General features: G+C 35.7%; 13 protein-coding genes and 1 tRNA gene. 3 read left to right on the top strand and 11 right to left on the bottom strand.

All coding sequences use genetic code 11. The annotated features are described in order from the left end of the window. Positions 1 to 25 precede the first annotated feature (25 nt). From H5122_RS05630 to H5122_RS05580, 11 genes are all read right to left on the bottom strand, one after another. A complete protein-coding gene (locus H5122_RS05630; RefSeq protein WP_182682508.1) occupies positions 26 to 853 on the bottom strand; it encodes a hypothetical protein in 828 nt (275 codons plus the stop codon). Further along, on the bottom strand, positions 846 to 2,099 hold the full coding sequence (locus H5122_RS05625) for an oligosaccharide flippase family protein (protein WP_182682507.1): 1,254 nt from the start codon (positions 2,097 to 2,099) through the stop codon (positions 846 to 848). The genes H5122_RS05630 and H5122_RS05625 overlap by 8 nt, the downstream gene beginning before the upstream one ends. Continuing rightward, complete coding sequence (locus tag H5122_RS05620; protein ID WP_182682506.1) at positions 2,092 to 3,225, bottom strand: glycosyltransferase family 4 protein; 1,134 nt, start codon at positions 3,223 to 3,225, stop codon at positions 2,092 to 2,094. Before H5122_RS05620 ends, H5122_RS05625 begins: the two co-directional genes overlap by 8 nt. A 52-nt stretch (positions 3,226 to 3,277) precedes the next feature. Further along, on the bottom strand, positions 3,278 to 3,829 hold the full coding sequence (gene rfbC, locus H5122_RS05615) for a dTDP-4-dehydrorhamnose 3,5-epimerase (protein WP_182682505.1): 552 nt from the start codon (positions 3,827 to 3,829) through the stop codon (positions 3,278 to 3,280). 13 nt (positions 3,830 to 3,842) lie between these two features. Then, entirely contained in the window at positions 3,843 to 4,718 is an 876-nt protein-coding gene (rfbD, locus tag H5122_RS05610; RefSeq protein WP_182682504.1) for a dTDP-4-dehydrorhamnose reductase, read from the bottom strand. After that, complete coding sequence (rfbA, locus tag H5122_RS05605; RefSeq protein ID WP_182682503.1) at positions 4,718 to 5,590, bottom strand: glucose-1-phosphate thymidylyltransferase RfbA; 873 nt, start codon at positions 5,588 to 5,590, stop codon at positions 4,718 to 4,720. The genes rfbD and rfbA overlap by 1 nt, the downstream gene beginning before the upstream one ends. A gap of 15 nt (positions 5,591 to 5,605) precedes the next feature. After that, positions 5,606 to 6,679: a dTDP-glucose 4,6-dehydratase gene (gene rfbB / locus H5122_RS05600; protein WP_182682502.1), complete on the bottom strand. Its 1,074-nt coding sequence runs from the start codon at positions 6,677 to 6,679 to the stop codon at positions 5,606 to 5,608. Positions 6,680 to 6,714: 35 nt separating this feature from the next. Beyond that, a complete protein-coding gene (locus H5122_RS05595) occupies positions 6,715 to 7,650 on the bottom strand; it encodes a Wzz/FepE/Etk N-terminal domain-containing protein (protein WP_182682501.1) in 936 nt (311 codons plus the stop codon). Between the two features lie 200 nt (positions 7,651 to 7,850). Further along, complete coding sequence (locus tag H5122_RS05590; protein ID WP_182682500.1) at positions 7,851 to 10,529, bottom strand: SLBB domain-containing protein; 2,679 nt, start codon at positions 10,527 to 10,529, stop codon at positions 7,851 to 7,853. A 122-nt stretch (positions 10,530 to 10,651) separates the two neighbouring features. Next, positions 10,652 to 11,434, bottom strand: a complete 783-nt coding sequence (locus H5122_RS05585; protein ID WP_182682499.1) for a YdiY family protein — start codon at positions 11,432 to 11,434, stop codon at positions 10,652 to 10,654. Between the two features lie 185 nt (positions 11,435 to 11,619). After that, complete coding sequence (locus H5122_RS05580; protein ID WP_002958438.1) at positions 11,620 to 12,438, bottom strand: mechanosensitive ion channel family protein; 819 nt, start codon at positions 12,436 to 12,438, stop codon at positions 11,620 to 11,622. Between the two features lie 284 nt (positions 12,439 to 12,722). Here H5122_RS05580 and H5122_RS05575 point away from each other — a divergent pair. The 3 genes from H5122_RS05575 to H5122_RS05565 all read left to right on the top strand — a co-directional run bounded on the left by H5122_RS05575 (position 12,723) and on the right by H5122_RS05565 (position 15,581). Beyond that, positions 12,723 to 12,798 (top strand) — tRNA-His (locus H5122_RS05575). 323 nt (positions 12,799 to 13,121) lie between these two features. Then, positions 13,122 to 14,447: a surface lipoprotein assembly modifier gene (locus H5122_RS05570; RefSeq protein WP_182682498.1), complete on the top strand. Its 1,326-nt coding sequence runs from the start codon at positions 13,122 to 13,124 to the stop codon at positions 14,445 to 14,447. Positions 14,448 to 14,459: 12 nt separating this feature from the next. After that, positions 14,460 to 15,581, top strand: a complete 1,122-nt coding sequence (locus tag H5122_RS05565) for a FecR domain-containing protein (protein WP_182671016.1) — start codon at positions 14,460 to 14,462, stop codon at positions 15,579 to 15,581. Positions 15,582 to 15,585 lie beyond the last annotated feature (4 nt).

Raw genomic sequence — 15,585 nt, 5'->3', positions numbered from 1 at the left:
TTTTTTAACTAAGTATTTTTAATAATTATTTGAATAAACGCTTAAGTTTATTTTTTAAAAGTACTAATTGTAATGATATAGGCACATACATAGAGATTAATAAGCTCGGTAAACGTGTGTACTCACATAATTGATAATGCCAATGCTCATAATATTTAATCAATCGCCATTTAAATTTTGCATAACCTTCATCATGCTCATTTGATGCATTATGATTAATAACCGTATCTAATAAAATAAATTCTTTGTGATCCTTAGCATAGTCAGTACAAAACTCAGTATCTACTCCATAAAAGCTTAAACACTCTCTAAATTGTATTTTACTCAACCATAACTCTTTGGGAATTGTCATACCACTACCGACAGCAAAAAGACCATCACTATTGTGCTTACCAGCCATTATATTTGCGGTGAAATAGTTTATTTGGCAATGATTAGTTAAATAATTATAACGCTGATACCTAGGCGATATTAACTTTCCTGTTTTATCTGAGCACACTTTAGGTACTAATAAATATGGCTCGGTTATATTATTTATACTGTTTTTAAAATTAAGATCTAAAAAGCTATCTTGATCTAAAATCGTTATGTAGCAACTCTCTGCCTCAAATGCTAACGCCATTACTTTATTATAAACAATCGATAAGCTTTCATTTTTAGCACTGTGGTAATAGTTAATATTTAATGTGTTAACTACTGATTTTAGTGGCAATGTATGCTGAGCTTCAGGGCTATTATCCCATATATATAGTGCTGCCTCATGCGGTGTATGCATTAACATTTGTATGAGCGTTTTGTATGTTGGTGTATCGAATACACTCTCATTATAAATGAGTATTAAATAGCTATGCATGCTTTACTTGTTGAACCTTAATATAAAAAAGTAAAAATAGCAGAATGGCTACTTCAGACACAACCGTTGCAAATGCAGCACCTTTAGCACCGTATTCCGGAATAAGTTGATAATTTAAAATTATATTCAAAAGAACCATCACTACATTCATCAAAATTAATATCGCTATTTTACCCATCGCGACTAACGAACTTGATAGTGATGTATATCCAAATACAATCAAAAGGTACCACACGAGTACTTTATAAATTTCTGCTGATGCTAAATACTTTCCGTCGAACAGATGTGTGTATAAATATGGCGATATAAAATATAAAAATGATGATAAAACAGCACCAAGTCCCAGCATAAATATAAGAATTAACTTTTCTTCTCTTGCTGAGTCATTCGATCTTACTGCCATTCTGGAAAAGTAAGGAAGTATGGCAGAACTCGCCGCGGTACAAATAAACATAAACGGATAAACAAAAATTGTAGCCCCAGCATAAAAGGCAACCTCACTAATATCAGCGAGTTCATTTAACATTAGAATATCTATTTTGTTATAAATAACATTAAACAATGATAGTAATAAAAAAGGAGAAACCACCTTTAATATATTTAAAAACTGATTTTTTTTTGGAGGAGTAAATTTTTCAAACCCGATTAAAATACGTTTATAAAATATAACGCCTAAAACGACTGATACAATTAATGCGCCTACGGGAATAAAATAAATATTGTGTGAGCTAAACGAGAACTTAAAAATAATCACGATTAAAACTAATCGAATCACAGCAACTATCACATCTTTAGCAACTATAAGGTGTCTTTTCTCGTTAGCTATTAATAATGCAAAAATAGGGGTCGCCAAACCTAACAATAATGTTAATAAACCAAATGCTAGGTAATTGATAATAAAATTGCTATCAACAGTAGCTAATACTGTTAATGTGTATAAAAGCATTAACAAGCTAGTGACTAAAATTTGATAAGTGTACGTGGTACAAATTAACAAATCGCGTTCAACAGAAGGCTCATCAAGATGGTATCCTTTATTATTAAATTCTTTAATAATAAAGCCCGTTAAGCCCCCATCAATTAAAAATGAGAAAATTGCGACTAGTGAAATAACTAAATTGTAATTCCCATACTCTGCTACAGGCAATTTATCCATTAATATGAGTGTAAATACTAATGCAAAAACCTGAGCGAATCCCGAGCCAATCAGGTAAGTAATTGTATTGAAAACTATTTTTTTAACCATTACTTAATTTCTTCGCTAATTTAGGTATTATGCTTTCCCAAGTAAAATGAGTAATTGCGTACTTTCTAATTTCATTAAATTGAATTATTTCAATATCATTATTTATAACATTTTGGATAGCTTCGGCAAATAAATCACTATTATTTATAGGCGTTATACTTCCTAAGCGACCATTATCTGTAATATCAATAGAACCTGATACAGCCGTAGTAATAATATGACAACCAAAAAAAGCAGCCTCCGCATATACCAATGGAAAACCCTCTTTACGGGATGAAAGAGTAAAAACCTTAGCCGTCTTATACATTTTAATTACTTCAGTACGATTTTTTGAACCGAGAAACTCCACATTATTAGCTAAATTTGGATGTTCTTTTTGAAAAGCAATAATGTCATTTTGAAAGTCATCTTCTATAGGCCCAATAAAAATATATTTCCAGTTTTTTAAATCACATTTAGACAGGGCAGATAACATAAGTTGATTATTTTTTACTTCGGTCCCTATTCTTGCAATTGTGATTATTACGTTTTCTTTTTCGTCATATAAAACGGGGGAGTTATTCCTTTCGAGCTCGGAACTGCTCACACCATTAGGTATTAAAATCAATTTTTCTTTTGCATAAGAGTTTCTACTACGTAGTAATTCATATGCTTCTTTTGATTCCACCGAAACAACATCGAGTAAAGTTTTAAACTTTTTAAATACGGTTTTTTTAATCCAGCCTATAATCCCTTTATCTGGGATCCCTCTATTTTTTTTTGCATCTTCTAGGTCTAAATCTAACTTAATATAAACCTTACCATTCCTATACATCGTTTTATAAATAATAGTATAAATTTGAGAAGCAAATGTAGGATGATATAAATTCAAATATTTGAATTTTTTTGCATTAAAAAAAAGAAAAAACACAATATTTAAATCTAATTTAATATGTGGAACTCTTTTAAAAATACTCTTAATTTTAATAAAGCTAATATCTAATTCGGGAGGAGCGCTAAGCTTTGGATCATAAGCTAAAACACATGCTTGTGAAGAAAGCTGTTGGGCTGCAAAAAAATTAACTTGGCCTACATCTTTATAAAGATGAAAACGTTCAAAGTCAGGGAAAACCGTCAAAAACTTCATGTTTTTATTTTTCCAACTATCAATTTAAAACAGCTCATTATCACCTTCTGCATCAATACGTTAAAGGTTTAATTTCAGATAAGCTTAGTGCATGTTTATCTTTTTCAGATAACATTGGTTCTCCATTAAGCGGCCACTCTATAGCAAGCTCTTTATCATCCCATGCTAATGACACTTCTGATGCTGGATGGTAATAATTTGTGCACTTATAAACAAATTCGGCTTCTTCACTCGTTACATAAAAACCATGTGCAAACCCTTCAGGAACCCATAGCTGGCGTTTATTTTCTGCAGATAGGTAGACCCCTACCCATTGCCCAAATGTAGCGGAACTTTTACGTATATCAACTGCAACATCAAATACTTCGCCTGAAGTTACACGTACTAACTTACCTTGTGTATTTTCAGTTTGAAAATGTAAGCCGCGTAAAATGCCTTGCTTAGATTTAGAGTGGTTATCTTGCACAAAAGAGGTAGGCTTTTTAGTTACTAGTTCTTCAAACTTTTTCTGGCTCCACGTTTCCATAAAAAAGCCGCGTTCATCACCAAATACCGCAGGCTCTATAATTTTAACATCAGGGATGTTGGTATCGATTACTTTCATATTTTCAACCTACTTATTTATACTGTTGAATAGTGTTTAATGCGGCTTTCCAGTCACTCGGCTGTATAGAAAAATCTGTTGTTATTTTACTACAATCTAATTTTGAGTTAGCTGGACGTTTAGCTGGAGTTGGGTAGTCTGCGGTCAAGATTGAGTTAACCGTTATAGGTGATTGAATAAGATTCTTAGCCAATGCTTTTTCAAAAATTTCTGATGCAAACTCTTGCCAACTAACATGCGGATAACCTGAATAGTTATAAACACCGAATTTAGTACTACCCTGCTGTAGTTGTTGCGCTATGCTAACTATGGCTTTAGCTATATCACCTGCGTATGTGGGGCCACCAAATTGGTCACCCACTACACCGAGAGTGTCGCGTGTTTGCGCTAAACGTAGCATAGTTTTAACAAAGTTGTTCCCAAACTCGCTAAATACCCATGCTGTGCGCAAAATAATATGGGTATCGCACTCTTGTGCAACGCTTTGCTCACCTGCTAGCTTTGTTTGCCCGTAAACGCCTTGTGGATTTACTTCATCAGTCTCAGTATACAAACCCTCTTTATTGCCGGCAAAAACATAGTCAGTTGAAATATGAATAATCGCTGCGTTTACTTGTGCCGCTGCTTTGGCTAAGTTTTTAGGCCCAAGATTATTGATAGCATTTGCTAACTCAACCTCAGATTCAGCTTTATCAACCGCAGTGTATGCCGCAGCATTGATAATAACGCTCGGCTTATATTCATTCACTATTTTACTAACTTGTTCAGCATTAGTAATATCAAGTTCTTCACGGCTTAATGCCAAAAAGTTAATTTCCGTCATATTGCTTAACTGTGATACTAAACAGCTACCAACTTGACCGTTTTTACCGGTAATAAGTACTTTCATTATTTTGCCTCTGTCGCTAAGCGAGTCAGATATTGGCCGTATTCGTTTTTCATCATTGGCTTGGCTATTTCAAGCAATTGCTCTGTACTTAACCACTCGTTACGCCATGCGATTTCTTCAAGACACGCCACCTTTAAACCTTGAACATTTTCAATGGTTTGGACAAATGATGAAGCCTCATGAAGACTTTCATGGGTGCCTGTATCGAGCCATGCAAAACCACGCCCTAATAATTCAACATTGAGCGTCCCATCATTTAAATACATTTCGTTTAGTGTTGTTATTTCAAGCTCACCACGGTGAGAAGGTTTCACTTGCTTTGCTAATTCAACTACACGATTATCGTAAAAGTATAGACCTGTAACGGCATAGTTAGACTTTGGCTTTTCAGGTTTTTCTTCTATAGAAATAGCTTTCATATTTTCGTCAAATTCAACTACACCAAAACGCTCTGGGTCTTTTACTTGGTAGCCAAATACCGTAGCGCCTGTCTCTCTGCTAGCAGCGCTTTTTAGAGTTTTGCTAAACGATTGACCGTAGTAAATATTATCCCCAAGTACTAGGCATACATTATCGTTGCCAATAAACTCTTCACCTATTATAAATGCCTGTGCCAATCCATCCGGTGAAGGTTGTATTGCATAACTCAGATTTATGCCGTAATCACTACCATCGCCTAACAAACGTTTAAAGCTGTCGTTATCTTCTGGTGTGGTGATTATTAATATATCGCGAATTCCCGCTAACATCAGTGTAGATATTGGGTAATACACCATTGGCTTATCGTATACTGGTAATAACTGTTTTGATACTCCACGAGTAAGTGGATAAAGGCGAGTACCTGAACCACCTGCTAATATAATTCCTTTCATAAAATGCTCCTTTAATTATGAATTAATTTCGCCAAGGCGTTCACGTTGGTATGAACCATCTTGCACGTTTTTACACCATGACTGATTTGCTAAATACCATTCAATTGTTTTGCGTAGACCGGTCTCAAATGTTTCCACAGGGGTCCAGTTTAGCTCTGCACTCATTTTAGATGAGTCAATAGCGTAGCGCCTATCGTGGCCTGGACGATCTGTTACATACGTGATTTGCTCAGCATACTTTGTGTCTTTTGGTACTAATGTATCTAAAATATTACAAATAGTTTGTACTACTTCAATATTTTGCTTTTCATTATGACCACCAATATTATACGTTTCACCAATAACGCCTTCGGTAACTACTTTATAAAGTGCGCGAGCGTGATCTTCAACATAGAGCCAGTCGCGTATTTGGTCACCTTTACCATAAATAGGCAAATCTTTACCTTCTAGCGCATTAAGTATAACTAAAGGAATTAACTTCTCAGGGAAGTGGTAAGGACCATAATTATTTGAACAATTGGTGACTATTGTTGGAAAACCATAAGTACGTAGCCAAGCACGAACTAAGTGGTCACTCGATGCCTTGCTTGCCGAATAAGGACTACTTGGCGCATAAGATGTTTGCTCAGTAAATAAGGGCAGCACACCTTCTTGCTCATCTGGATGTGGTAAATCGCCATAAACTTCATCCGTTGAAATATGGTGGAATCTAAATTCTTCTTTCGCACCTATTTCTAAATTATTCCAGTAATTACGCGCGGCTTCCAATAAATTGTAAGTGCCAACGATATTGGTTTGGATGAAGTCACTTGGCCCTGTAATTGAGCGGTCTACATGGCTCTCTGCAGCTAAGTGCATTACAGCATCAGGTTTATGGGTGTTAAACACGCGATCAAGTTCCGCACGGTCACAAATATCAACCTGTTCAAAAAAGTATCGCTCACTCTCTTCAATCGATTTAAGCGACTCTAAATTACCTGCATAGGTAAGTTTATCTAAATTAATTATTGTGTCTTTTGTATTTTGTATTATGTGACGTACAACAGCTGAACCTATAAATCCAGCACCACCAGTTACAAGTATTTTCACTTTATTCTTCCTTCAATTCTATAAATAATGACTTATTAACGAGCGTTTTCTCTTATAAAATATCTAATAGTTATAAATACAACACTAAATATCCCACCTAAAAGAGCTCCTAAAATACATATCAAGGCCCGCTTAGGACCAGATTTAATTTCTGGTACTAAAGCTGGGTCTATAGTTTTAAATACGTATTCATCACGTACGTTAGCAAACATAATCGTCTTAGCTTGCTCTTCCACCAATTTGTAAAGTACTGCGCGAATATCAGCTATTTTTGTTTCTTTGAGCTGATTAGTCAGAAATACGGTGCTCTTATTGGCCTCTGAAACATCTCGCTCTTTCATTACTTGATTTATATCTTCAACTAACCAATTCACCCACTGCTGAGCAATATATGGCGATATAAACTCAGCCGATAACGTGATCATTCCACTTTCTTTATCTGTTTCAATCTTTACAATTTTACGGAACTCTTTATAAGCTTCTTGAAGAGAAGGTTTTGCTTTAAACGGAGGTGATACTTGTCTGACCCATTTACTATTTTTTTCTTCATAAAAAGAAGGTTTATATTTAATCTCATTACTCTGCGCATTCCATGATTCTGCTGCCATCAAGTCAGGCAATATGTCATGTTTTTGTATAAAGTTACCAATAAACTGACGTGACTTTAATATTTCAATAGCTAATTGAGTTTTATTATTTGTGCTTGAACCTAAGTTGACTCCAGCTAAACTTGCTAATCCACCAAATTGTCCTGCTAAACCACCGATCCCACCATTTTGAGGTTCCTCTGCAGGAGATAATAAGACTTCAGACTTATATGTATTTGGCTGATGTAAAGCATATGCAATTGATAAAACTGAAAACAAAAATACCCCAGTAATAATAATCCATTTACCCTTCCACAAGACACTTAGTAATTCTGTTAAATCTATCTCATCATTTGGAATATTTGAAGTTTCATTTTTTTGCATATTTTTACTTATTTAAAATTATTTACTAACCCTTTTAATGCATATTAAGAGGGTTAGTTATTTAATATTTGGTATGAATTAATATTTAAGATAATGCTACTAATAAACCTCTACTAGCTAACTTAAAATAATTTAATCATCATTTAATTCTTACAAATAAGAATGCCCAAACAAATTGTGAGGACACTTTATTTTAGATATTACAAACTACCAATCGCTGCAACTGCCACACCAAGCTGATAAAGAATTTGCGTTGCAGTACTCCAAAGCGTTAGCTTATCCATGTGTCCTGCATCCATTGGTATAACTATTGTGTCACCTGGTTCTAACTGGTCTGCATTATTTGCCGCGAACCAGCCACCTGTATTTGGTATTTTCACTGAACCATTGGCTTTAATAATGTAAATTCGATCTTCAGCGGCACGCTCTTTAAGGCCACCACTTAGCGCAATATAATCATCAACACTAACACCTGATTTATAAAGATGTGATGTTGAGTAGTTAACTTCACCAATTACGCTGATTGAATCGCGCTTACTTGGTACATAAAGTGTATCGCCATCTTGCAGTACTAAGTTTTGTTGATTATTTACAATTAAAGGTAAATCAATTACTAAACGTCCAACAGCTTCAACACTTGCGAGGTCGTTTAACAGCTTGTTCATTTCTTCATAAGAAAGTGTGTTGCTACTTACCGAGTTTTGGAAGCTTTTAGAGGCAATGTCGCGGCGAAGCTCTGTAGATAAACGCGCTAACTGCTTTTCCTCTTGTTCTTTAATTGATGTACGGGTAAATACAGCTGCTTTTTGTTCTGCAAATTGTGAAAAACCACCCGCGCGTTCAAGTAATTCAGTTAGCGTTTCACCTCGGCGTATAGTGTACGTGCCTGGGAATTTAAGCTCACCTTTTAATTCTACCTTTACATTTTCTTGCCAATTTGGAATTGCAAAAACGTTGATGCTGTCTTTACTTTGTAATGTAATATTACTTTGAAGGTCGCCTTTCATGGCGCTTTCAAGGTCAAATCGTAAGTGTTCTATTTTAGAACCATCGCTGGCTACAATACGTGTAATTTCAGCTTGTTTTACGTAGGCAGACTCTAACAGGCCACCGGCTGCTGTTATTAAATCACTTACCTCACCACCAATCATTAGTGGATAAATACCAGGGAAAGTTACATTCCCGCTGATTTCAACTAATTGCATTGCTTGTTGCACTGATGCTTGCTGTTTAAATTTAGCAATAATTGGCGCTAACAAGTTATGGCGACTAAATAATGCATAATCCTCAGGTTTGAGTTCTTGGTCTTCTTCTTCTTTTGCTTTGCGTTTAGAAATTTCAGCAATTGTTAGTATTTTATTGTCTTCAAGAACAAGCTCTTCGTCTTCTTGATTAACACCAATATATTTTTCGAACTCTTTTTGCTCAAACTTGTGCCATTGCTCTGCTTTTTGTTGCTGCTCTTGTTGCTCTTGGCTAAGGGCCATATTTGCTAGAGCTGATTGCTCTGCTTCTTTTTCTTCAAAACGACTAAATACAACTATCTTGTCATTAGCTTTAAGTTGTAAGTTGTTTTCAGGGTTTTTAATAATCGCTTGAGCAACGTCGAACTGATGCGCTTCTATATCGCCGTTTACATTTATTTCGCGGATTACGAGGCCGTAGCTTAAATCGGCTTGCGGTAGTAGGTCACCGCGTATAGATTTAAGTACATCTGAAATACGCTTGCCTTGGTGCCATTGATAATTACCTGGGCGTGCTACTGCACCAATTAAGCTAATTGAATTTTGATATTGCGAGCTAACTGAATTAAAGCGAATGCGGTCGCCATCTTGTGGGATATAGTTAATTTGTGGTTTTGAAAAATCGACCGAGAGTACTTCTTTACGATCGAAATTAAAGCGCTCAACAATTGCGCTTTTAGCGTATGCATTAGGTTTAAGGCCTCCGGCCATCGCTAATAACTGCTTAGCAGACTCGCCTTTTTTAAGTTCAAAAATAGCGGGACGTTTAACTGCACCTTCAACTGTTACTTGAGCGCCAACTGATGGTATAAATACAGCATCACCCGGCTTTAATACGATGTCGTTGCTGCTATCGCCATTAATAAGTAAGTCGTAAAGGTCAAAATTTGCTACAACCTTGCCTGCGCGTTTAACTTGAATATTACGAAGAGAAGCAATATCAGACACGCCACCGCTTACAAATAATGCGTGCGAAACGGTTGTTAACGAAGAAACACTGTAGCTACCAGGCTTGTAAGCCTCACCTAGCACTAAAATACGCATGCTACGAAGCTGGCCAAGCGATACAAACGCTTTTACACCTATTACCTCTTGCTCTACTTTTACTTTGACTAATTCTTTAATTTCAGCAAAGGTCAAACCGGCCACTTCTACAGGGCTTAAATCTGGAATACTAATACGTCCTTCACGGTCAACTATAACTTCAAAACTGTCACTTTCTTTACCATAAAAGTTTATTTTTAATTGATCGCCAGGACCCACAATATATGTATCTGGTACTGCGGCATTTTCGCTTGGCATAAATGTAGTTGGTTCACCTGCAAACAATTCGTAACCGTATGGCTTTAATTCGTCTGTTTTTGGTTTAAAGCGTTCTTCATCTGTAAGCTTTTCTTTTTCGGGTTCTGCGCGCTCACCAATACTATTTTGCTGCTGTGTATTATTTTGATTATTAGATTGGTTTGTACCAGTGATCGTTGATATATCAACACCATACTGTTTTGCGAGGGCTTCTTGTTGAGCTTTAGGTAACTTTTTAAATTGCTCAATTTGAGACGCTGTTGGCGTAAAAGCCAAAGTACTAAAACTACAAAGTAGAATAAAAGCACTAATAAATTGTGTAAAAACTTTCACGAGTAGGTATATCCCTAGGTCTACAACCAAAATTGGCCGCTATAATACCTTAATTTTAAGAAAATAAAAAAGGGACTTTCGTCCCTTTTGTCACTTTAGTGTAATTAACTTAACTACATTGGTTAAAAACTGTAAACCAACGTGAATGACGTTTCTGTGTCAGTGCTTTCTTTATCGTCAGCAACATCTGAGTTATTAGTGACATTAAAAGCGACTTTCATTTGTAACGAGCCGTTTATTTTTGCAAGTAATGCAGTTTCAGAGCGAGTTTTAGTGTTTGTATCACCGTACTCAACAGCAACTAATTGAGTAAAACGTGCATTCTCAGAAATTTGCCAGTTGTAATCTAACTTACCCAAGGCAATTACTTCGCCTTCAAATTCACCAGCAAGAGAGTTACCGTTGTCATCAACTTCAGTGCTATCATCTGGGTATTCAAAGTATTTATAACCAGGACCAATTTCAGCACTTAGCCACATAGTTTTTTCGTTTAATAAACGTAAACCGTAACCTGCAGAAATTACTGACTCACTTCTATACGCTCCAAAATAATCTGAAACGTGTGAACCATAAATGAATAAATGAGAATGATCTTCATTTAATTTGTAATTACCTTGTGCAGAAATTGAATACTTCTCGTTAGTGCGCTGCTTGTTTTTGTCACCATTAGCATCTTCAACTTCATCTTCTTTGTAGATGCCGTCTAGCTTGTATTCGTTGTTCCAGTGTTCAAGGTTGTGCTGAACTTTAATGCCACCTTTAAGTGTGGTCGTTTCTGTATTACCACTTGTGACAATAGCACCTAATTCACTGGTAACTTCCCATGTTCTTTGTTCTGCGTCTGCAGCAAATACGTTTGTTGCAGCAGAAGCCGCAACTAAAACTGATAAAAGCTTTAATTTCATTAAAAAATAACCTTTGTATAAATGTACATCTATTTTATTAAAGCATTACTTGTTAGAGCAAGCTAAACAGCTAAGTAATAATGTAAAAAATTTTCATGCAGCAAATACCGCATGAAATTTTATGTTTAATAGCTCTTTAGCACTATAACAATTAAAGATAACTTTAATTAAATAACTATTTAAAATTAGTCTTGCTTGTGAAAGTGAACATCCATTTGTGGAAATGGGATAGTAATATCTGCATCATCTAATGCGATTTTAATATTTTCCATTAATGACCAGTAAGTAGGCCAATAATCAGCAGCGTTAACCCAAGGACGAACAATAAAGTTAACACTTGAATCGCCTAACTCATTTACAGATACATTGTAAGCTGGATCTTTAAGTATACGTGTTTCTGCATCTAATACAGATTTTAATACTTCTTTTGCGTGACGTAAATCAGCATCGTAGCCAACACCAATAACTAAATCGATACGACGAGTAGACTCTCGTGAAAAGTTAGTAATGGCACCAGACATTATTTGAGAGTTTGGTACGATAATTACTTTGTTATCTGGAGTACGTAGTTCAGTTGAGAATATTTCGATTTTTTTAACTGTACCCATTTTATTACCTGCTTCAACAAAGTCACCAGACTTAAATGGACGAAGTAAAATAATTAGTACGCCTGATGCGAAGTTAGATAATGAACCTTGTAATGCTAAACCAACAGCTAAACCGGCAGCACCTAAAATAGCAATGAACGAAGTTGTTTCAATGCCAATTTGCGAAAGTGCCATTAAAATAGTTACAGCAAATACAAGTGTGTACACAATACTTGAAACAAATGAACCGACAGCTTTATCTACTTTCTTTTTAGCAAAACCTTTTTCAGTTAAGTTAGAACAAAACTTAGCAACACGACTACCAAGTAAAAAGATAACAAGCGCAACAACAGCTTGTATACCGTAGTGTAAAATTAGGCCTGAGTTATCGTTAAGCCAATTAAGTACTGAATCCATATTTACTCCAAATGTTTTTTATTAAGCGTTTTCGGGCATTATTATACATTAATTTACAATTTATTCTCATGAAATAATGAATTAATACTATTAAATGCAAGTATATTCTATTTTTTAGAGGCATTTATGCGATAAAACATAGCCTACTTTGAAAAAATATTAACGACTAAATACTAATTATATTTGCCTGATTTAAATTATTTTAATTTATTTCACTTTTGGGCTTCACAACAATTATTATTTTATGTATTATGCGCGCCACACCAAACGAGGTGTGTGTAGTGGCGGTTGTAGCTCAGTTGGTAGAGCCCCGGATTGTGATTCCGGTTGTCGCGGGTTCAAGCCCCGTCAATCGCCCCACTTTTTTTATATTAGTAATATCCTATCTTTATATTGAATAATCTCCCTTACTTATCTCTTTTAATATCCCGTACAGCAAACCAAAGCTTTATCACCTGAATTAATTAATATTTTAAACTAAAACAGTTTTTCAGCAACCTTCCCTATTTAAATTAGTTTAGCGCGAAGATTTATTAAACAAGTATCCAGCCTGCAATTAAATTACATTTATTTAACCAATGTGATTGTACTGGCTGTACTTCAATACAAAAAGTGCTAGGTTTCTAGTACTAACATCATTTTATTACAAAACATCAAACTTCTACTGGGATATAAAATTAAGCATGATTAAACAGGTTTTAGGAAATTTACTGTGTAGTTGTTTAGCTGTAATGAGCTTTAACTCATTGGCTCAAAGCAATGATGAATTCAATAAGCTATTGATTGAGCTTCAAAAATTAGTTTCTGAAAAAAAATACACTCAGGCTTATCAAAAAAGTAATAGCGAATACCAGTACCTGGGCGAACCCGTATACGACTTTTTATTAGGGGTCAGTGCACTTAAAACAGGGCATGCGGCGCCAGCTGTATTTGCCTTTGAACGCGTGGTTGAAAATAATCCTAGATGGTATGAAGCTCGCTTGTACTTAGTTCGCGCTTATTTAACAGTTAATAATTTACCTGCTGCCGATACTCAAGCTTTAATACTAATCAACTCACCTGACACACCTAATAATATAAAGTCTTCAGCACAGTCATTGCTAGAAACTGCAGCACTTAAGCAACAAGAGGCTGGACGCTCTTATAAACAAAATATTGAGCTTGCCCTTGGCGTAGATGGCAACGTAAACGCAGGTACTGCAGAAAATACGATTATAATTCCTAATATTGGTGAGTTTTTGTTATCGCCAGAAAGTAAAAGTACGCAGGACAACTATGCACGACTTAATTACAGAGGAAAGTACTCTCACCCTATTGATCAAAAAAGCTTAATCACTTTAAGTATTGATACTGGGTGGTACAAGTTTGAAGAACTCAGTCAATACGATCGTATAAATGCGCATATTAATGCCGCCTATCAATATAAACAAAATGACATAAGTTGGTTTGCACGAGTTGCTACCACTCCGTTGATGCTTGATGGCGAACTTTATCGTACTGAATCAGCTTTAACGGCCGGAGCTAATTTTACGCTAAATAAACAAGTTAATTTATTTAGCTCTTTGACTGCAGGTGTTTTAAACAATAGATTTGATGAAAAGCTCGATAACTCATTTTATGCGATAAATGCAGGTGCTAGCTATGCAGCTAAAAATTGGTTTCAAAGCTTAAGCATTAACGCTAAAAGCGAGGAAGCTGACATTACTGAAGGTGAATTTAATAGCCGTAATATTACGAGCTTGTACTACCAAGTGAACACTCAGTTGGCTCAACATTGGCAGTTGTTATCTCTTGCTGGATACCAATGGATTAATTATAAAGATGATCACCCTTTATTTTTACAAGAACGTGCCGATAACCTCTTTATGTTCTCAACTTCTGTTCGCTACTTAGTTAATCGCGATTTAGCCATACAGTTGGCTGCCAACTATCAAGATAAATCCAGTAATATTTCTTTATTCGAATATGACCGTTTAGATATCAATTTAAGCGCTTCTTACTCATTTTAATTTAAGGTATTTATGAAACATTTACTCCCTGTAATTACCACTTTACTTTGTGTAAGTTTTTATACACAAGCAAACGACCCTGCTGGTAAAACTATTTTAGCACGAGGCTCTGTACTCGCGGTTGATGGAAGCAATGAACAACAACGACAATTGCAGCGCAGAGATACTGTTTTTGGCGTAGATCGCATTACGACTGGAGAGAAAAGCAAAGCGCAATTTTCGATGTTGGATGGTGGTTTAATTGCCTTAAAAGAAAACTCAGAATTAAATATTGCTAACTACGAATTTAATGACAATACCCAACAAGGCTCTGCTTCTATTGAGTTACTTAAAGGCGGTTTGCGCTCTATTTCGGGTGTAATTAAAAAAAATGGCGGCTCTTATAGTGTAAAAACTCCCGTAGGCTCTATTGGTATACGCGGAACGCATTTTGAAGTTCAACTGGTTAAAGGCGATGTATTTTTAGCGGTATGGGATGGCGCAATAGATTTAACGTTAGAAAATAATAACGTGGTTTCTTTGGGTGATAACGAGGCATTTTCGTTTGCACAAATTACAGCCACTGGTGAAGTCTTTAAAACAACACGTGCGGCACGCGTGTTTGATCAAAATATAGTAGCAATTGATCCTAAAGACGACAACGAAGAAGAAACTGAGCAAGCATCGGTAACTGAAGTTGAAGTAAATGCTTTTGAAGCTGATACAGGTGTTATGGATATATATTCTGAACAACAATTTCAAACTGTTAGCAGCGCATCTTTAGTCGATCAAATAGCTCAGCGCCAAGGTGTATTTAACTATGAGGCATCAAGCTTTAATGTAAATTCGAGTGTGGGTGCTGTTACTGACTTCGCTATGACTATGGCAGTTGATTTTGATAATGGCACCGTGCCTGATGGCGAAATTAGTTTTAATGACGCCGGTGGAAATTGGTATGCAGCTTACAGCGGCTTAATAAATTTAAGCGAACTTGAGCTGGCCGTTACATTTGCATCCCATGGTAACAATAAAGCCGAGGGCGATGTTGATGCAATATTTTTGAATGACTTAGACAACATTACTGGCAACTTTAATCTTAACGAAATAAATAATCCTGATGTAAATGCTAGCGGTTCTTTTAAATTAGAACCATAAACAC

Source organism: Pseudoalteromonas sp. SG43-8, assembly GCF_014164245.1.
GTDB lineage: Bacteria > Pseudomonadota > Gammaproteobacteria > Enterobacterales > Alteromonadaceae > Pseudoalteromonas > Pseudoalteromonas distincta.
The sequence above is the reverse complement of the archived record's forward strand: the minus strand, read 5'-3'. Positions and strand labels throughout refer to the sequence as shown.

Excerpts from the sequence above, each read along its gene's own strand:
- H5122_RS05630 (WP_182682508.1), bottom strand. The coding sequence starts at position 853 with ATGCATAGCTATTTAATACTCATTTATAATGAGAGTGTATTCGATACA.
- H5122_RS05625 (WP_182682507.1), bottom strand. The coding sequence starts at position 2,099 with ATGGTTAAAAAAATAGTTTTCAATACAATTACTTACCTGATTGGCTCG.
- H5122_RS05620 (WP_182682506.1), bottom strand. The coding sequence starts at position 3,225 with ATGAAGTTTTTGACGGTTTTCCCTGACTTTGAACGTTTTCATCTTTAT.
- rfbC (WP_182682505.1), bottom strand. The coding sequence starts at position 3,829 with ATGAAAGTAATCGATACCAACATCCCTGATGTTAAAATTATAGAGCCT.
- rfbD (WP_182682504.1), bottom strand. The coding sequence starts at position 4,718 with ATGAAAGTACTTATTACCGGTAAAAACGGTCAAGTTGGTAGCTGTTTA.
- rfbA (WP_182682503.1), bottom strand. The coding sequence starts at position 5,590 with ATGAAAGGAATTATATTAGCAGGTGGTTCAGGTACTCGCCTTTATCCA.
- H5122_RS05595 (WP_182682501.1), bottom strand. The coding sequence starts at position 7,650 with ATGCAAAAAAATGAAACTTCAAATATTCCAAATGATGAGATAGATTTA.
- H5122_RS05585 (WP_182682499.1), bottom strand. The coding sequence starts at position 11,434 with ATGAAATTAAAGCTTTTATCAGTTTTAGTTGCGGCTTCTGCTGCAACA.
- H5122_RS05580 (WP_002958438.1), bottom strand. The coding sequence starts at position 12,438 with ATGGATTCAGTACTTAATTGGCTTAACGATAACTCAGGCCTAATTTTA.
- H5122_RS05570 (WP_182682498.1), top strand. The coding sequence starts at position 13,122 with ATGATTAAACAGGTTTTAGGAAATTTACTGTGTAGTTGTTTAGCTGTA.
- H5122_RS05565 (WP_182671016.1), top strand. The coding sequence starts at position 14,460 with ATGAAACATTTACTCCCTGTAATTACCACTTTACTTTGTGTAAGTTTT.